This is a genomic window from Prochlorococcus marinus str. AS9601, from assembly GCF_000015645.1.
GTDB classification, from domain to species: domain Bacteria; phylum Cyanobacteriota; class Cyanobacteriia; order PCC-6307; family Cyanobiaceae; genus Prochlorococcus_A; species Prochlorococcus_A marinus_O.
This window is the reverse complement of the sequence record NC_008816.1, coordinates 999,694-1,017,865: the sequence shown is the minus strand read 5'-3', so window position 1 is coordinate 1,017,865 and position 18,172 is coordinate 999,694. Positions and strand designations below refer to the sequence as shown.

At 31.5% G+C, this 18,172-nt stretch carries 15 protein-coding genes and 1 pseudogene; 7 read left to right on the top strand and 9 right to left on the bottom strand.

The window, feature by feature from the left end; translation table 11 throughout:
* Positions 1-3: 3 nt before the first annotated feature.
* The 5 genes from A9601_RS14820 to lysA are packed head-to-tail and all read right to left on the bottom strand — an operon-like array spanning position 4 to position 5,063.
* Entirely contained in the window at positions 4-936 is a 933-nt protein-coding gene (locus A9601_RS14820) for a rhodanese-related sulfurtransferase (protein ID WP_011818631.1), read from the bottom strand.
* Positions 933-1,940, bottom strand: a complete 1,008-nt coding sequence (bioB, locus tag A9601_RS14815; protein WP_011818630.1) for a biotin synthase BioB — start codon at positions 1,938-1,940, stop codon at positions 933-935. Before bioB ends, A9601_RS14820 begins: the two co-directional genes overlap by 4 nt.
* A 5-nt stretch (positions 1,941-1,945) precedes the next feature.
* Positions 1,946-2,749 (bottom strand): isoprenyl transferase, encoded by an 804-nt coding sequence (locus tag A9601_RS14810; RefSeq protein ID WP_011818629.1) that lies wholly within the window; start codon positions 2,747-2,749, stop codon positions 1,946-1,948.
* 3 nt (positions 2,750-2,752) lie between these two features.
* Positions 2,753-3,661, bottom strand: coding sequence for a diadenylate cyclase CdaA (gene cdaA / locus A9601_RS14805; RefSeq protein WP_011818628.1), 909 nt, complete (start codon positions 3,659-3,661; stop codon positions 2,753-2,755).
* Positions 3,662-3,689: 28 nt separating this feature from the next.
* Entirely contained in the window at positions 3,690-5,063 is a 1,374-nt protein-coding gene (lysA, locus tag A9601_RS14800; RefSeq protein ID WP_011818627.1) for a diaminopimelate decarboxylase, read from the bottom strand.
* An 88-nt stretch (positions 5,064-5,151) separates the two neighbouring features.
* Between lysA and rimI the strand changes: the two genes are divergently transcribed.
* The 4 genes from rimI (at position 5,152) to A9601_RS14780 (ending at position 10,314) form a co-directional block, all read left to right on the top strand.
* Positions 5,152-5,592, top strand: coding sequence for a ribosomal protein S18-alanine N-acetyltransferase (gene rimI, locus A9601_RS14795; protein WP_011818626.1), 441 nt, complete (start codon positions 5,152-5,154; stop codon positions 5,590-5,592).
* Between the two features lie 179 nt (positions 5,593-5,771).
* Positions 5,772-8,300, top strand: coding sequence for an ATP-dependent Clp protease ATP-binding subunit (locus tag A9601_RS14790; RefSeq protein ID WP_011818625.1), 2,529 nt, complete (start codon positions 5,772-5,774; stop codon positions 8,298-8,300).
* A gap of 15 nt (positions 8,301-8,315) precedes the next feature.
* Positions 8,316-9,407 (top strand): iron-containing alcohol dehydrogenase, encoded by a 1,092-nt coding sequence (locus A9601_RS14785; RefSeq protein ID WP_011818624.1) that lies wholly within the window; start codon positions 8,316-8,318, stop codon positions 9,405-9,407.
* Between the two features lie 7 nt (positions 9,408-9,414).
* Positions 9,415-10,314 carry an alpha/beta fold hydrolase gene (locus A9601_RS14780; protein WP_041484610.1) on the top strand — a complete coding sequence of 300 codons (900 nt, stop codon included), beginning with the start codon at positions 9,415-9,417 and terminating at the stop codon, positions 10,312-10,314.
* A gap of 12 nt (positions 10,315-10,326) precedes the next feature.
* Here the strand turns inward: A9601_RS14780 and A9601_RS14775 are convergent, their stop codons facing one another.
* Complete coding sequence (locus tag A9601_RS14775; RefSeq protein WP_011818622.1) at positions 10,327-11,184, bottom strand: phosphatidate cytidylyltransferase; 858 nt, start codon at positions 11,182-11,184, stop codon at positions 10,327-10,329.
* A gap of 9 nt (positions 11,185-11,193) precedes the next feature.
* Complete coding sequence (locus tag A9601_RS14770; RefSeq protein ID WP_011818621.1) at positions 11,194-12,591, bottom strand: aminotransferase class I/II-fold pyridoxal phosphate-dependent enzyme; 1,398 nt, start codon at positions 12,589-12,591, stop codon at positions 11,194-11,196.
* Positions 12,592-12,655: 64 nt separating this feature from the next.
* On the opposite strand from A9601_RS14770, the pseudogene A9601_RS14765 reads away from it, so the two are divergent.
* Together A9601_RS14765 and A9601_RS14760 are read left to right on the top strand one after the other, a co-directional pair.
* A pseudogene (locus A9601_RS14765) lies at positions 12,656-14,309 on the top strand (ABC1 kinase family protein).
* A 109-nt stretch (positions 14,310-14,418) separates the two neighbouring features.
* Positions 14,419-14,913, top strand: coding sequence for a helix-turn-helix domain-containing protein (locus A9601_RS14760; protein WP_011818619.1), 495 nt, complete (start codon positions 14,419-14,421; stop codon positions 14,911-14,913).
* Positions 14,914-14,926: 13 nt separating this feature from the next.
* On the opposite strand, the gene malQ is transcribed toward A9601_RS14760, so the two are convergent.
* Positions 14,927-16,447 carry a 4-alpha-glucanotransferase gene (gene malQ, locus A9601_RS14755; RefSeq protein WP_011818618.1) on the bottom strand — a complete coding sequence of 507 codons (1,521 nt, stop codon included), beginning with the start codon at positions 16,445-16,447 and terminating at the stop codon, positions 14,927-14,929.
* A gap of 246 nt (positions 16,448-16,693) precedes the next feature.
* On the opposite strand from malQ, the gene A9601_RS14750 reads away from it, so the two are divergent.
* Positions 16,694-17,689 (top strand): ribose-phosphate pyrophosphokinase, encoded by a 996-nt coding sequence (locus A9601_RS14750; protein WP_011818617.1) that lies wholly within the window; start codon positions 16,694-16,696, stop codon positions 17,687-17,689.
* A 13-nt stretch (positions 17,690-17,702) separates the two neighbouring features.
* Here A9601_RS14750 and A9601_RS14745 read toward each other — a convergent pair whose 3' ends face one another.
* Complete coding sequence (locus A9601_RS14745; RefSeq protein WP_011818616.1) at positions 17,703-18,137, bottom strand: hypothetical protein; 435 nt, start codon at positions 18,135-18,137, stop codon at positions 17,703-17,705.
* Positions 18,138-18,172: the final 35 nt, after the last annotated feature.

Sequence of the window (18,172 nt, the reverse complement as noted above, 5' to 3'; positions counted from 1 at the left end):
AAATTAGTCCTTATTGATTTTATTATTTTCCACTTTTAATCTATCTATTTGTTTTTGTCTTTCTTCAAACCTTTTCCTATCATTATCACTGAATTGATCTATGCAGAAATGACATTGGATACCCTTTCTGTATTCTTTTCTTTTTTGATCTTGAATTGAAATTGGCATTCCACATGCATGACAAATCGAATAAGAGCCTTTTTCTAATTCTTGATCTAAAGCAACTCTTTTATCAAAAACATAACATTCCCCTTCAAATAAATTTTCTTTTTTTGGTATATCATCAAGGTATTGAAGGATACCGCCTTTTAGGTGATAAATATTTTTATAACCTTTCTTTTTCAGCAAACTAGTAGCTTTTTCACATCTTATTCCTCCGGTACAAAACATTGCTATATTTGTAGAATCTTTATTTTCTAAATGAGTATTTAAATGATCATCTACCCACTTGGGGAATTCGCTAAAGTTCCTTGTATTTGGGTTTATAGAATTCTGAAATGTTCCTACAGAAATCTCATAATGATTTCTAGTATCAATAACTATTGTATTTTGATTTTTAATTAATTTATTCCAACCAGCTGAATCAATATAGGTCCCATTATTTTCTGAAGGGTTTATTTCAGGGACACCCATGGTAACTATTTCTTTCTTGATTTTTATTTTTAATTTTTTGAAGACTTTCTTTTTTGAAAAGTTTACCTTGATATTCAAATTTCTACTATCTGTATATTCTTTAATTAAATTGATAACAATATCAATTACATTTTTCTCAGCACAAATAGTTCCATTAATGCCTTCACTTGCAAAAATTAACAAACCTGAAAGATCGTTTTCATTTTCGATTTCTAATAATTTATTTTTGAGATCAAAAATTAAGTTTTCTTGAAATGGGAAGAAAGAGTATAGAGAAGTAATTTTATAATTTTTGCCTTTCATAAAGAAGATAATGTTTTTTCACAAGTTTCAAAATCTTTGTTAAATGATACTCCAACCTCTTTGAGAAGTTTTCTGTCTGACTGAAAAGATGGATTTGAAGTAGTGAGTAACTCATCTCCGTAAAAAATGGAATTTGCACCGCATTGAAAACATAAGATTTGGGCTTCTTTTGAGAGCTTTTCTCTTCCTGCACTTAATCTTATTTTACTTTTAGGCATAAGAATTCTGGCTGTAGCTATCATCCTTATCATCTCAATAGAATCAATTTCTTGATTATCTTCTAAACCAGTACCTTCAATAGCTACTAATGAATTTATTGGAACACTTTCAGGGTGTGGATTCATGTTTGAAAGCACTTCCAAAAGAGATGCTCTATCGCCATTAGTCTCACCCAAGCCTATTATTCCTCCACAACAAACATTTATTCCTGCATTTCTCACTCTTTTGATAGTATCTAGTCTGTCTTGATAAGTTCTTGTCGTAATAATATTTTTATAATGCTCAGGGCTAGTATCAAGATTGTGGTTGTACGCTGTTAAACCTGCATCAGCCAGTCGGGAAGCTTGTTCTTCTGTAAGCATCCCAGCAGTAACGCATGCTTCCATTCCTAAATCTCTTACACCGCTAACCATCTCTAACATTGCATTAAAAGATTTTCCATCTCTAATTTCTCTCCATGCCCAACCCATACAAAACCTATCTGCACCCTCATTTTTTGCTATTTTAGCTCTTGCTAAAACCTCTTCAACTTGAAATTGTGGATGACTTTTTATTTCGCTAGCACTATAAATTGATTGGCTACAATATGAACAATTTTCCTCACATCCACCAGTTTTTACGCTGAACAATGATGCTAATTGAATGTTATAGCTGTTGAATTTCCTGTGAACGATTTGTGATTCCCACATTAAATCGATCAGAGGCATATTAAGAATTTCTAATATCTCCTTTTTATTCCAATCGAACCTAATTTCACTTAAGACCTGATTATTCGAATTTATCATAATTTTTAGAGAGTATAATGAGAATCTTCAAAAGATTCATTTGGTAATGATTCTATACCTCCGAAACGTCTATTCCTCGATTGGTAATCAATGATTGCTTTTAGAAATTCAAACTCATTGAAGTCAGGCCACATTACGTCAGATATATAAATTTCTGAATAAGCTAATTGCCATAAAAGAAAATTACTTATCCTTTTTTCTCCACTGGTTCTTATTAGTAATTCTGGATCTTTAATTCCTCGAGTTAATAGCTCTGAATTAAATAATTCTTCATTAACCTCACTTGGTTTTATTTCGCCAGAAGAAGATTTTAATGCTAATTCTTTTGCAACTTTTACTATTTCTTGTCTACCACCGTAGTTAACACAAACATTCAATAAAAATTTATTGTTGTTTTTAGTTAGAGATTCTGAATTAGATATTATTTTTTTTAGATTTTCTGGGAAAGGGGTTATATCTCCAATGAATTTTATTTTTGTTGATTCTTCATGTATCTCTCTAATTTCATTTCTCAAAACTTCGATAAAAAGATTAATGAGGAAGTCAACTTCTTTTGTTGGTCTTGTCCAATTCTCTGTTGAAAAAGCGTAAACAGTTAGTACTTTACATCCTAATTTTTTTGATGCTTTGAGAATCTCCTTTAAAACACTAACGCCTTTTTTATGCCCATATGTGCGAGGGAACCCTTTTTTTGTTGCCCATCTACCATTGCCGTCCATTATTATTGCAACATGTTCTGGAACTTTTTGCTTATCTATTTTCATGGATAAGTTATTATTTTTCGCGTCAATTATTTTTCCTAAACTCATAATTTAATCATTTTTGTTAAAAAAAATTGCTGGCTTTTCCTTCTCTTTCTCATTAGAATCATTGATAATATTATCACTTGATTTTGTATTTTGGGATAAAGAGTTTTTACCTAAAGTTGATTTATTCGTTCCAATTGTGTTTTGATTACCAATCAAATTTACAAGAAGTTCTTGTAACCTGCTACTGGTAATTGGTCTTTCTAGTTTCCCTTGGTTTGCTAGTGATAATGTACCTGTCTCTTCAGAGACAACAATACAAATACATCTGTCAAATCTTTCCGTAATTCCTAGTGCAGCAAGATGTCTTGTCCCGTATCTACTTATTCCTTGTCTAGATAAAGGGAGTATTACCCCGGCAGATATTATTTTATTCCCTTTCACAAGAACAGCTCCATCATGTAAGGGTGTATCTGTTGCAAATAGATTTATTAAAAGGTCAGTTGATAATTGTGCCTCAATATTAGTGCCTGAATATAAAAAATCTTCTGGTCTTAAGTCACTCCCCAAATCTACAACAATTAAAGCTCCCCTTCTATTTTGAGAGAGTTTACCTGCAGTATCAACTAATTGAGTAATAGTAGTTGAAGTTGCTCTAAATTCCTTTTGTGGATTTCCGAGTAATACGGCAAGCCTCCCAGTGCCTAAAAGTTCCATTAATCTTCTTAACTCTCCTTGCCAAAGGATCGCTAATGAGAGAGAGCATGCTAGAACTACGGCATCAATTAATTTTGATGTTAGTGGTAAGTATGCATATCTTTGAATAAACCATGCAGATGAAACTAAAAACAAATATCCCCTTAGAAGCCACAATGTCCTTTGTTCTTTTACTCTAGAGAATAATAAAAGTCCGAAACCAACAGCAAATAAGACATCTAATAAAAGCTTTAAATTTATAATTCCCCAGAAATTCACACTAAAAACAACATTAATTTAAATGTACCTAATTTTGTTTAATAAAGCGATCAGGCAAAACATCATATCTTAAAAGATCAAATGGACTTTCTCTTTTTTGAATAATCTCTGCTTCTCCATCACAAACTAAAAGAGCTGCGGGCCTTGGAATTCTGTTGTAGTTAGAACTCATTGAAACATTATATGCACCAGTACCAAAAACACATATAAGATCTCCTGTTTTACAATTTGCTAGCTCTATCTCCTTCAACAATACATCTCCTGATTCGCAATGTTTTCCAGCAATAGTATATTTATTTTTTGAATTAATGTTTAAGGGGTTTTTTACCAAACATGCAGAATAATTTGATTGATATGTTATGGGCCTTGGATTATCACTCATCCCACCATCAACAGACAAATAGGTTCTGATTCCAGGAATTTCTTTGAAAGCCCCAATTTTGTAAATTGTTATGCCTGCTGTAGATACGATGGATCTTCCAGGTTCACACATTAACTTAGGTAAATCTAAATTGTGTTTTTTACAAGCTTCAACTACAGAGGTGGAAATTGTTTTTACCCATTCATCAATAGAAGGTGGATCGTCATTTTTTGTATATTTAATGCCTAATCCTCCACCAACATTAAGTTCCTTAATATTGTGGCCAAATTTCTTGGCGTCCAAAATAACCTTTACCATTATTTCGCCTAGATCCTTATGAGGTTCTAGTTCAAAAATTTGGGAACCAATATGAGCATGTATTCCTCTTAACTTTAAATGTTTAGTGTCGCTTATGTTGGCAAATAAATTATTCAGATATTCGATTCCAAAACCAAATTTGCTATCAAATGAACCTGTTCTTATGTATTCATGTGTATGGCATTCTATTCCAGGAGTAAAGCGAATCATTATTTCTAAGTCATGATTTAATGAGTTTGATACTTCCTCTAATCTTTTTAAGTCATAGTCATTATCTACAATTATTTTTATGTTATTTTTAATCGCGAAATCTATTTCTTTGTCAGATTTATTGTTCCCATGAAAAACAATTTTTTCATTTGGCACCCCACCCTTTAGGGCAGTTAATAATTCCCCCTCCGAAACTGCATCAAGTCCTAAACCTTCTGAGGAAACAAGGTTACTCATAAATATAGAGCTATTAGCCTTGGATGCATATATCGGGAGTGTTTCTCCTGGATAGTATTTTTCTAATGCTTTTTTATAAGCTCTACAAGACATTCTCAATGTGGTTTCATCCAAAATATAGAGAGGAGAATCATATTTTTTAACTAATTCTTCAATTGAACATCCACCAACTGACAATTTCCCATCTCCTCCAATTGAGGTAGTAATGGGCACTATATTTTTATTGGGACTTTCCAAGTCAATTTTCTGTTTTAAAAAAGATTCTTTTTCATCCATAAGAGAACTTTAAATAAAGTTTTGCCAAAACAGCCATATTTTATAATGACTCTAGATTTGAACTTTATAAATATAAATACATAATAAAATGATATCTATTAAACAAATAAATGAGAAAGATATCGAATTATGTTGTGAATTAGATAGAAATACGATTTCGCTATGGAGCAAAAAACAATGGGCAAACGAATTTAAAAAAGATGGTACAAAAATATTTGGGTTATTAATTAAAAATTTAGTCATTGGTATTTGTGTTTTTCAAGTTGTTCTTGATGAAGCTCAAATAAATTATTTTGTTGTAAATCAAAAATTTAGGGAAAAAGGCTTTGGATCTTACCTCATGATCTATCTAATAAAAAAATGTGAGAAATTAAATCTAAAGAAATTACTATTGGAAGTTTCTCAGAGTAATGTTAGTGCTGAAAGATTTTATAGTCGCTTTGATTTTTATACCGTAGGAATAAGAAAAAATTATTATAAAGATGGTTCACATGCTCTTTTAAAAGAAAAAAAATTAACAACAAAATAATGTAAAAATTTAATTGTTCGGATAACCAGAATGCTTGAAATTACTATATTTTCTTGTTATATCACTAAAAAAGTTCAATTTGATTCAATAAATCATATTTTTGGGTATTCACAAAAGCTCATTCTGAACACAAAATAAACAGATTACTGGTAGGTTATTAGTAGGAATTTAATCTTCTAATGTTTGAAAGATTTACTGAAAAAGCTATAAAAGTCATTATGCTTGCTCAAGAGGAAGCTAGAAGACTTGGTCATAATTTCGTTGGAACTGAACAAATTCTTTTGGGATTAATTGGAGAAGGAACTGGGGTTGCAGCGAAAGTACTTAAATCACTTGGAGTCAATTTAAAAGATTCAAGGATAGAAGTAGAGAAGATAATAGGGAGAGGGTCAGGATTTGTAGCTGTAGAAATACCTTTTACCCCTAGGGCTAAGAGAGTTTTAGAATTATCTCTCGAAGAGGCTCGCCAACTAGGTCACAATTACATAGGAACAGAACATTTATTATTAGGTTTAATAAGAGAAGGCGAGGGAGTAGCTGCAAGAGTTTTGGAAAATCTTAATATTGACCTTACCAAAGTAAGAACTCAAGTCATCAGGATGCTAGGCGAAACAGCCGAAGTTGGTTCAGGAACTAGTACAACTAAGAGTAACCAGAAAACTGCTACTCTTGATGAATTTGGTACAAACCTAACAAAACTAGCTAGTGAATCAAAATTAGATCCTGTCGTTGGCCGTTATTCAGAAATAGATCGTGTCGTTCAAATATTAGGTAGGAGGACCAAAAATAATCCTGTTCTTATAGGGGAGCCAGGTGTAGGTAAAACAGCTATCGCAGAAGGTTTAGCTCAAAGAATACAAACAGGCGATATTCCAGACATTCTTGAAGACAAAAGAGTTTTGACACTTGATATAGGATTATTAGTCGCAGGAACAAAATATAGAGGTGAATTTGAAGAAAGGTTAAAAAAAATAATGGAAGAAATTAAATCAGCAGGTAATGTCATACTCGTCATTGATGAGGTGCATACTTTAATTGGTGCTGGAGCTGCTGAAGGAGCTATAGACGCAGCAAATATTCTGAAGCCAGCACTAGCTAGAGGAGAACTTCAATGTATTGGAGCAACAACTCTCGATGAATATAGAAAACATATCGAAAGAGACGCCGCTCTGGAAAGACGATTCCAGCCTGTAATGGTAGGGGAGCCATCTATTGAAGATACAATAGAGATATTAAAAGGCCTCAGAGAGCGTTACGAGCAACATCATCGTCTAAAAATTACTGATGATGCGCTAGAAGCAGCAGCTCATTTAGGGGATCGTTACATATCTGATAGGTATTTACCTGATAAGGCTATAGACCTCATCGACGAGGCTGGAAGTAGAGTTCGTCTAATAAATTCTAAACTCCCGCCTGAAGCAAAACAAATAGATAAAGAACTAAGACAAGTTCAAAAACAGAAGGAAGAATCTGTAAGAGATCAAAATTTTGATCAAGCTGGCCAATTACGTGAAAAAGAGATTGAATTGTCTGCAAAAATTAAAGAGGTATTGGAAAATAAAAAAGAATCTGCAGAGGAAGATCAATTTAATGATGATAATAAGTCTGTTGAAAGTGATTCAAAACTCTATCAAAGTCCCCTTGTTAGTGAAGAGGATGTAGCACATATTGTAGCTTCATGGACAGGCGTTCCTGTTCAAAAATTAACAGAAACCGAATCAGTAAAACTTCTTAATATGGAGGAAACACTTCACCAAAGGTTAATTGGACAGGATGAAGCTGTAAAGGCTGTTTCTAGAGCTATAAGAAGAGCAAGAGTTGGTCTAAAAAATCCTAATAGACCCATTGCAAGTTTTATCTTTTCTGGCCCTACTGGTGTAGGTAAAACTGAATTAACTAAATCATTAGCTTCATATTTCTTCGGTAGTGAAGAAGCAATGATTAGGTTAGATATGTCAGAATTTATGGAAAGACATACAGTTAGTAAACTTATAGGTTCGCCTCCTGGATATGTTGGTTTTAATGAAGGAGGTCAGCTTACTGAGGCAGTTAGAAGACGTCCTTATACAGTTGTTTTATTTGATGAAGTTGAAAAGGCGCATCCAGATGTATTCAATTTATTATTGCAACTACTTGAAGATGGAAGATTAACTGACTCTAAGGGTAGAACCGTAGATTTTAAAAATACTTTGTTAATAATGACTTCTAATATCGGTTCTAAAGTAATTGAGAAAGGGGGGGGCGGACTCGGATTTGAATTCTCAGGAGATTCAGTTGAAGATAGCCAATACAATAGAATAAAATCTTTAGTTAATGAAGAACTTAAGCAATACTTTAGGCCTGAATTTTTAAATAGACTTGATGAAATAATTGTATTCAGACAACTAACTAAAAATGAAGTTAAACACATTGCTGAAATAATGTTGCAAGAAGTTTTTGCACGACTACAAGATAAAGGCATTAAGTTAGATGTAACCGATGCTTTTAAAGAAAGACTTGTTGAAGAAGGTTATAATCCTTCCTACGGTGCGAGACCTTTGAGAAGGGCAGTCATGCGTTTACTTGAAGATAGTTTGGCTGAAGAAGTTCTTTCTGGGAGGATAAAAGATGGAGATAAGGCTTTAGTTGATATAGATGATAATAAAAAAGTTATAATAAACATATCTTCTGAAGAATCTTCTCAAGAACTAGCAAGTGCTAACTTCTAATAATTCTAAGTAAATATGCAGTCAATCTCTCCCGAAACTATATATAGGGGAAATAATGCTTGGGAAAAATCTTTACCTCAAATTACTAAATTAACTAAAAGTCCATTAATTCTAGGCAGAGGGATTCAAACGAATAATTTGAGAAATAATATTTTTAATGATTTAAAAAATCAAAAACTTAATGTAAATTTTGCCAATTTACAATTTGATTGTTGTTACGAAGATATTTCAAGAGTTAGGAATATTATTTCAAATAATAATAATGATTGTGTTATTGCAGCTGGAGGTGGCAAAGTTCTAGATTCTGGAAAATATATAGCCGATTCTCTTAATATCCCTTGTATTACAGTTCCCCTTAGCGCCTCTACATGTGCTGGTTGGACAGCCTTATCGAATATTTATACAAAGGATGGTCAATTCATAAAAGATGTTGCATTAGGATCTTGTCCGAAAATACTAGTTTTTGATCATAAATTTATTCAAACAGCTCCATCAAGAACACTTGCAAGTGGCATAGCAGATGCCTTGGCAAAATGGTACGAATCCTCAATAACAAGTTCAAATATAGATGACGGTCTTGTTCAACAAGCAATTCAGATATCAAGAGTTTTAAGAGATCAACTATTAATAGATGGAGAAAAAGCATTTAAGGCTCAATTTGAAAATAATCCATCTTGGCAAAATACTGTAGAAGCATGTGGACTTACAGCAGGATTGGTTGGCGGTATTGGTGGAGAAAAATGTAGGACTGCCGCAGCACATGCTATTCATAATGCAATTACCCAGATAATCACCCCTAATAAATTCTTTCATGGTGAGATTGTTGGGGTTGGTTTATTATTGCAATTAAGAATAGAAGAAATGAAAAATAATAATAAATTAGCTGATCAATTAATTAAACAATTATTTGTACTTATGAATGAATTGAATTTGCCAACTTCTATCGGACAACTTGGAATAAATGTTTTTGAAAATAATAATTTAGAGAAAATTGCTGATTTTACTTGTCGAGATAAATCTGAGATTCACTTTTTGCCTTTTGAAATTAATAAACGGGATATAATAGAGGTTATTTCAAATTTTGAACAACAAAAAATTAAAATATAAATATTTTTTGACTAAAAACAATTTTGAAAAATTAAGTGATTTAAATGTAGAATTTTTCGAAAGTGCCAAATTGTCACTATTAGATCCTTTAGGTCTTTATTTGGCAAATGATGTTAAGTGGATAAAACTCAACCAAAATTGGAATTCCTTAAAATTCCCAGTAGTTATGGGAGGAAAAGGTCAACCTATACTTCTTCTACATGGCTTTGATAGTAGTTTTTTAGAATTCAGAAGAATATATAAATCACTAAAAAGAAATTTTCAAGTTATCGTTCCTGATCTTCTGGGCTTTGGTTTTAGTCCCAGGTACGCAACAAATGAATATAATGCCTCGAAAATAATTTCGCATTTAATTGATCTCCTTAAGACATTAAAAATAACAAAGAATCTAAAAATTATAGGTGCCTCTATGGGAGGCTCAACAGCTTTAAAACTTGCTTATGAAATTCCTGATTCTATTGAAAAAATTATCCTTTTGTCCCCCGCCGGATTGTTTGGAGAACCTAAGAGTATCCCTTTTCCTCTTAACCAAATTGGTGCCTCATTTCTTGGAATGCCTCAGGTTAGAAAAAGTCTTTGTAGGCAAGCATTTGCTTTCCCAGATGAATGCGTTGGTAAGATGGAAGAGCAAATTGCTTCAATTCATTTAGGTTGTAAAGGATGGAGGAATTCACTTGCATCATTTGCAAAAAGTGGTGGGTTTGCAGGAACTCAAAAATATATCCAAAATATCCCAATTAAAACATTATGCGGAGAAAATGATCGAATTCTTGGAAAAACAGAGCTTAAAAAAATAGGAAATATTGAAAAATTGAATTTTGTAGGGTTACAAAATTGTGGACATCTTCCGCATATAGATCTTCCATCATTATCTAGTAAAATAATCCAAGATTATTTTTTGGAATAAAAGATTTCTTAATTAATTTAAATACTTGAGAATTATAAAAATATAATACAAAACAGATGGAGTAAAGATGTAACTGTCAATTCTGTCAAGAATCCCTCCATGTCCCGGTAAAAAAGTTCCGGAATCTTTTATTTTTGCATCTCTCTTCATCATAGATTCAATTAAATCTCCAACCAATGCCATAAGAGAAATTGAAATTCCATATATTATTCCAACAAATAATGGATTTTCCCAATTCAATAAAAATGCGAAAAATATTGCTAGTAAAGTTGAACAGGATATTCCTCCAATTAAACCTTCTATAGTTTTGCTAGGAGATATTGGAGATAGAGATTTTTTACCAAATGACTTCCCAATGAAATAAGAACCAATATCACTAGCTACAATTAAAAAGCAAGAAGTTAAAGTTAAATGCAGACCTGTAGTATTTGATAAGTTCTCAAACGATATAAACCCTTGATTTGAACTGATTATCACTGAATCTAATCCCCTTAACTTAATCCAGTAACTAGGTAAAAAACCTAAATAGAATAATCCAAAAATAGAGGCTGCAATATCTGAAATTGTCCCAGGTTTTGGCTGCAAAAGTAACCAAGTACATATCCCAACTGAACAGATTGGCAAAATTGAATTTGAAATTTCTCCTTCAATCAAACCTATAGTCTCAAGATAAGTAGAAACTATAATTATAAAGGATGAAAATAATGTGGTTTTTGTAGCTGGTCTTATTCCTTTAAATTCTGCCATTCTAAAAAATTCCAATAATGCTAGATATGTAAGCATCGCAGTTGCCAATGTAAAAAACCATCCCCCCATCAAAACAACAATTAAACCAAAAATTCCTATAAGTAGACCGCTTCTTAATCTCATATGAAATTGCTATGTTTCTAAGACTCTTATATTAAAATTTACCAGATCCTTGTTGCATAAACTTTGATTATTTATCCAATTAAACCTATCTAAATCAATTTTTTCGCCAGGAACTAGTAAAGGTATCCCAGGAGGATAAGGGCAAATAATATCTCCAGATATTTTATTTAATGATTGTGAGAAAGGAATATTCTGACTCTTACTTCTCAAAGCAATTCCAATTTCGATTTCGGGAGCTTGAACTAATTTAAAGGGTGATCTGAGCACTTTTAAACTTTTTGATTTTTTGGAATTTAATAGTAATTTTTTCCATAATTTTTCAAATAAATTAAGAAAATCTTTTTGATTTCCAAATCCTAAGCAAAAAGTAAGAGTCATCATTTCCGGTAATTCTGCAATAAGTCCATTTCTATAAAAAAAATTATCAGCAGTAAAACCATCAATCCCAGCCTTAGAGGTATTTAATACAATTTTTAAGGGGTCTTGAGTTTCTATGAGAGGAATATTTTTTTGAATTAATTTTTTATAAATATTTTTTGCCTCTAAAATTCTTTTTTGATATTTTGATAAACTTTTTTTGTTAAGCCAGTCCCTTATAGACTCTTCACAAGAAGAAAGTAATAAAGAACTTGGACTGGTGGTTTGAAGCAAATTAATACTTTTGATTAATTTATATTCATTTATTAGATTCCCTTTGTACCAAAGTACCGCCGTTTGAGTTAATCCATTGAGTGACTTATGCAATGAATTAACTACTAAATCAGCGTTTGATGATAAGGCCGGTTTTGGTAAATTAAGATTTTCACAAAAAAGTAAATAAGAACCATGGGCTTCATCAACTAAAACAGGTAAATTTTTTTGATGACAACAATCTATTAAAGGCTCTAAATCTCCTGCATAACCATGATAAGAGGGGCTTACAAGAATAACCCCTGCAATTTTATTCTCATCAAAATTTAATTTTTTAAATACATTTTCCAACCAAATTTTTGTAATTGGTTTGTAATGACCCGTTATGGTTGAAAATTCTAAGTCAAAAAATATTGGATTTATATTCTGCATCGCACAGATTTTTATGACACTTATATGAACATTTCTAGGCATCAGGATATTTTCGCCCGGATTTGCCATTGCAATTACTGCTGATTGTATTAATCCGGAAGCTCCATTAACTCCAAAGAAACATCCTTTAGCTCCAAATTTGTCTGAGAATTCTCTTTGAGATTTAGCAATTAATCCGATTTGGGATAGTGGGGAGCCTATTTCTGGTAGTTCTGGCAAGTCCCAATACCCAGGTGGATTTTTTAACAACTTCACTAATTTCTTTGGTAAAGCTGCCCCTCTGTTATGAGCGGGAAAGAATAAAGACTTTAAAAACTTTTTAGTTAGAAAAGATGAAATGCTCATAAAGTATTATTGACATATATAGAATGGACTACATGGTAATCTTTTTTGATATTTTTTAACTTTAATGAAAAGATCTTATTCGGAATATTCAGCAAAAGAAGACTTTCTTTGGTTGATTTTGAGACCATGGATTTTTATCCCAAGAGTTTTATATATCCTTTTAACTTTTATTTTTCTTTTTTTAAGAATACTTTTTCAAGGTAACAGTAAAAATAAAAATGTACAAAAAAATCTCTCGAAATATCTTTTTGATGTGATAACGGATTTAGGGCCTTGTTTTATCAAATTAGGCCAAGCACTCTCAACTAGACCAGATCTTGTTAGACAAGATTGGCTTACTGAACTTACAAACTTACAAGATAATCTCCCAGCATTTGATCACAAAATTTCTTTAAAAATCATTGAAGAGGAACTTGGATCCCCTGCTAATGAATTATTTGAAGAGTTTCCAGATAGTCCTATTGCTTCAGCAAGCTTAGGTCAAGTTTATAAAGCAAAATTAAATAATTCTTATCTAGCTGTGAAAGTACAGCGGCCAAATTTATACTTCCTTATAAGAAGAGATGTTGTAATCTTAAGGTTTTTAGGAACTTTTTTATCCCCACTCTTACCATTAAATATAGGTGTTGGAATTGGAGAGATAATAGATGAATTCGGTAAGGCACTTTTTGATGAAATTGACTATCAAAAAGAGGCCGAAAATGCTTTGAAGTTTGCAAATTTATTCAAAGAAAATCCAAATATTTTTATTCCTAAATTAGAAAAACAGTTTTCATCCAAAAGGGTAATCACAACTTCTTGGATTGATGGAGTTAAGTTAAGAGATAGATTTTTACTAGAGGAAAATAACTTAATACCTGCTTCGTTTATAAAAACATGTGTCATCAGTGGACTGCAGCAATTATTTGAATTTGGATATTTTCATGCAGACCCACATCCAGGAAATATGTTCGCTCTCAAAGGAGGAAATGCAGATAGTGGGAATTTAGCTTATGTTGATTTTGGAATGATGGATACTATTACAAACTCAGATAGACTTACTCTTATTAAGGCAATAGTTCACATAATAAACGAAGAATATTATCTTCTCGCAGAAGATTTCCAGAAATTAGGTTTTTTAACCAAAGAACAAGATCTTCAAAAACTTGTTGAACCATTAAAAGAAGTTCTAGGAGGATCTTTTGGCGCTGAGGTTGGTAATTTTAATCTTAAAAATGTAACTGATAAATTCTCAAAACTAATGTATTCCTATCCTTTCAGGGTTCCAAGTAGGTTTGCCTTAATAATTAGAGCAGTTGTTAGTCAAGAGGGTTTAGCACTAAGGTTGGATCCTGAATTTAAAATTCTAAAAATAGCTTATCCATATATTGCAAAAAAATTACTGACCGATAATTCTGAAGAGATTTTAGACATACTTTTAGAAGTCGTTTTTGATAAAAAAGGTCAAATCCAAATAGAAAAAGTTGAAAGTTTACTAAACATTTTATTTAGAGATTCAGAGAATATTAATTCAGATCTTATACCAGTTGCGAACGCTGGATTGAAATTATTTGTCAGTAAAAAGGATCCGAAGTTAGGAAGAATCTTCTTTTAGTCTTATAAAAGATGAAAAATTAGAATTTACTGATGCAAAAAAACTCTTGGCTTTAATTAGAGATACTTTTAGTCCTCTAAATATTGCAAAAAGTGCAGTACAAAATATTATTTCAACAGTTTAGTTTTTATATTTATAGTTAATTAACTTACTTATTAATTTAATTCTATTAGAATTGAATGTAATATTTTAATAATTAGAAGTAAAAGGATTATTTAGCTTTGGAAGATTAAATGAATATTTTGAAAAATCTCTTTTTATTTAATAAAAAATCTAAAAAAAATAAAGAATTTAGTCCTAGATTGGTTGACCAATCTTTAGAAATTGCAAAGTTAGTAAAAGAAGCAAGAATTCAACAAAACCTTACTATTAAAGAATTGTCAAACATTTCAAAAATCCCTGAACGAATAATAAACTCTATTGAAAATAATAATAAAAGTACTAGGCCAGAGTATCCTTTTATAAGATCCATATTAATTAAATTAGAGGAATGCTTAGTATTAAAAAAAAATACATTATTAAATTTAGTAGTTAAAGAAAGAAAAATTTTAAAGAAAAAAGGAAGGGTTTTTATGTTCAGGAAATTCGATCTTATCAATACATGGCAAGGAAGTCTTTTGTATTTTTTTATATTAGTTTTAACTATTTTTATATTAAAGAGATACTTTATTTTAAATGTAAATGTTATAGAAATTAAAAATATTGAAAATCAAATTATTGATAAATAATTTTTAATAATATCTACATTAGAGTTCTCCCAAAATTATTTCCTAGCTCACTAAACATTTTTATATTATTTTCTATTTCTTCTAAAGGACAATTTAACTTCCATTTCCAGTTATTTTTTGTGGTCCCAGGTTTGTTTAATCTACTTGAATCGTTTAGAGATAATAGATCTTGTAATGGAGCGATAAAAAGATTAGCATTTGTCTCCATGCCAATTTCTATTAAATCCCAAGAAGGATTTTCTGAAAATTTATACTCATCTTTTATTCTTTTTTGGGATTCATAATCTAAATTTTCCCACCATGAAACAGAAGTAGAGTTGTCGTGAGTACCTGTATAAACAACCCAATTTTCTCCTTCAATATTCTTTGGTAAATAAGGATTATCTTTATTGCCATCAAAAGCAAATTGTAATATTTTCATGCCAGGTAGTTCGAAGCGTTTCCTTAATTTCTCTACATCTGGAGTTATTACTCCCAAATCCTCCGCAATAATAGGTAGATAGTTACCCCCTAGATCCTTTTTTACTTTATTTAATAGTGTTTTACCTGGAGAATTTATCCATTTTCCAATAATTGCCGTTTTAGAATTGCCATTAACTCTCCAGTAACCTGCTAAACCCCTGAAATGATCAAATCTTAATATGTCCACAAGTTCAAATTGTCTTTGAAATCTTTTTCTCCACCAATTGAAATTAGTCCTTTTATGCTTTGACCAAAAGTAAGTTGGGGTACCCCATAATTGTCCTGTTGATGAAAAATAATCAGGCGGAACACCACTTTGAAAGATTAAATCCCCATTTTTAAAAATTGAAAATAATGATTTATTACTCCATACGTCGGCGCTGTCTCTAGAGACATAAAAAGGCAAATCTCCTATGAGCTTAATATTTTTTGATTTTGCAAAGTTTTTAATGACGCTCCATTGTTCATCAAGATGCCACTGTATTAATTTTTTAATAAGTATCTCTTCACTTTTTTTCTTAATCCACGATTTTAAGAACTTGTTATTTTTTATTTTAAAATCTTGAGGCCATTCCCACCAAGGCAACATATTAAATTCCTCTCTAATAACAACAAATGTTGCATAATCTTCAACCCAAGAATGCCTACTGACCCATTTGTTAAAATTAATTTTTCTTTTTTCAGATTGTGAACTCCAACCTTGCAAAAGGAGGAGACCTAATTTTTTTGTTAGGTCATCCGCAATATCAAAATCAAAATGATCTTTATTTTGATTTGTTGGACCCAGATTTTCTTTATTTGAGATGTAAATAAAACCTTTTTCGATTAAATCATCTATATCCAAAAACCATGGGTTTAGTGCAAAGCTAGATGGGGAACTATATGGCGAACCTGTAGAGTCAGTAGGTGTAAGGGGTAAAAATTGCCAGTATTCAATTCCATGCTTATGAAGTTTTCTTATCCACTCTTTAGCTCCTCTCCCAAAAGTTCCACAGACATTTCCTCCCGGAATACATGTTGGATGCATAAGTACGCCTAATGATTTTTTTGCAATAATTGACTCTATAGGCATGTTTTCAATATATTTTGATTATTTAAACTTAACTAGTTTTTAATTCTCTAAATTAAACCTTATACAAATTTTTTTTAATTGACAAATATCACTGCTGATTTTTAAGTCTGGATAAATATAAATTCTAATTTTTAATCAACAATTTTTTGCTTAATTGATGTGACTTTTGAAAATATCTAGTCATTATCTTTTGCGAAATTCACATAAACGACTACGATGATAATATAGTTTTATGGTGCAAATTTCGTGACAAGTTTTATCACGGCAATGCAGAGTAAAGAATCGAACTTTAATCTAACTAATAGTAGATTAAGATTAGTAAGTGGGACAACAAACCCAAAGTTAGCTGAAGAAATTGCATCATACTTAGGGATTGAAAATGTACCTTTAATATCTAAAAGATTTGCAGATGGAGAACTTTATGTTCAGATTCAGCAATCTATTAGAGGTTGTGATGTATTCCTTATACAACCTACATGCGCTCCTGTAAACGATAGTTTAATGGAACTAATGATCATGATTGACGCTTGCAAAAGAGCCTCTGCAAGACAAATAACGGCTGTAATTCCCTATTTTGGATATGCGAGGGCAGATAGGAAAACCTCAGGAAGAGAGTCTATAACTGCAAAATTAACTGCCAATTTACTAGAGAAATCAGGAGTTGATAGAGTTTTAGCAATGGACTTACACTCAGCTCAAATACAAGGCTACTTCGATATACCATGCGATCATATTTACGGTTCACCTGTATTAATTGATTATCTAGAATCTCTAGATTTAGAAGAAATAGTTGTAGTCTCTCCTGATGTAGGCGGGGTAGCAAGAGCAAGAGCATTCGCCAAATTAATGAATGATGCGCCTTTGGCTATAATTGATAAAAGGAGATCTGCGCATAATATCGCTGAAAGTCTAACGGTTATCGGTGAAGTTAAAGGTAAAACTGCTATTCTTATAGACGACATGATAGATACGGGAGGCACAATTTGTTCTGGAGCAAATTTGCTAAAGAAAGAAGGAGCTAATAGGATATTTGCTTGTGCCTCACATGCTGTATTTTCTCCTCCTTCTTATGAAAGATTAAGTTCTAAGAATCTTTTCGAACAAGTTATTGTGACTAACAGCATACCAGTTAAACATAAAGATAATTTTCCACAATTAAAAGTTCTTTCTGTCGCAAATATGCTTGGGGAAGCCATTTGGAGAATTCACGAAGAAAGTTCTGTTAGTTCTATGTTTAGATAAAAAAATTTATTTTTTACAAACCTTGTAATTTCTTGATTCTCTCAGTTTCAATCTTAAATTGTTTTTCGATCTTTTCAGGAACATTATCTGGGCACACTTTAAGAGCTGATTCAACTAATTGCAGGGATGCAATAAATTGTAATTGTTTCATATCAACTGTTTGTTCTTTCTTTTTTTCTATTATTTTCCCTCCATGTTTTTGCGATACTACTGATGCGAAGGTTGCTGAAGCAACACTTAATGTTTTTGGGAAATCCAGATCAAATCCTTTTCTTGTCGCATTACATAGAAATGAAACACCCATCCCATGATATAAATCTAAATCATTTTTATTGGCAGGCGAATTTTTAACATTTGCATTTACTTTATTAAATTCATTATTTGTATCAAATAAAATAGATAAAAAAATTAGAGGAATTGCAAAAATATTAGATAATTTTAAACTCATATTTGATTTATTTTTAATTCACATTATTAAAGATA

What these genes read in the sequence shown, in the direction of transcription:
- A9601_RS14820 (WP_011818631.1), bottom strand. Translation starts at nt 936, where the DNA reads ATGAAAGGCAAAAATTATAAAATTACTTCTCTATACTCTTTCTTCCCA.
- bioB (WP_011818630.1), bottom strand. Translation starts at nt 1,940, where the DNA reads ATGATAAATTCGAATAATCAGGTCTTAAGTGAAATTAGGTTCGATTGG.
- A9601_RS14810 (WP_011818629.1), bottom strand. Translation starts at nt 2,749, where the DNA reads ATGAGTTTAGGAAAAATAATTGACGCGAAAAATAATAACTTATCCATG.
- lysA (WP_011818627.1), bottom strand. Translation starts at nt 5,063, where the DNA reads ATGGATGAAAAAGAATCTTTTTTAAAACAGAAAATTGACTTGGAAAGT.
- rimI (WP_011818626.1), top strand. Translation starts at nt 5,152, where the DNA reads ATGATATCTATTAAACAAATAAATGAGAAAGATATCGAATTATGTTGT.
- A9601_RS14790 (WP_011818625.1), top strand. Translation starts at nt 5,772, where the DNA reads ATGTTTGAAAGATTTACTGAAAAAGCTATAAAAGTCATTATGCTTGCT.
- A9601_RS14785 (WP_011818624.1), top strand. Translation starts at nt 8,316, where the DNA reads ATGCAGTCAATCTCTCCCGAAACTATATATAGGGGAAATAATGCTTGG.
- A9601_RS14775 (WP_011818622.1), bottom strand. Translation starts at nt 11,184, where the DNA reads ATGAGATTAAGAAGCGGTCTACTTATAGGAATTTTTGGTTTAATTGTT.
- A9601_RS14770 (WP_011818621.1), bottom strand. Translation starts at nt 12,591, where the DNA reads ATGAGCATTTCATCTTTTCTAACTAAAAAGTTTTTAAAGTCTTTATTC.
- A9601_RS14760 (WP_011818619.1), top strand. Translation starts at nt 14,419, where the DNA reads ATGAATATTTTGAAAAATCTCTTTTTATTTAATAAAAAATCTAAAAAA.
- malQ (WP_011818618.1), bottom strand. Translation starts at nt 16,447, where the DNA reads ATGCCTATAGAGTCAATTATTGCAAAAAAATCATTAGGCGTACTTATG.
- A9601_RS14745 (WP_011818616.1), bottom strand. Translation starts at nt 18,137, where the DNA reads ATGAGTTTAAAATTATCTAATATTTTTGCAATTCCTCTAATTTTTTTA.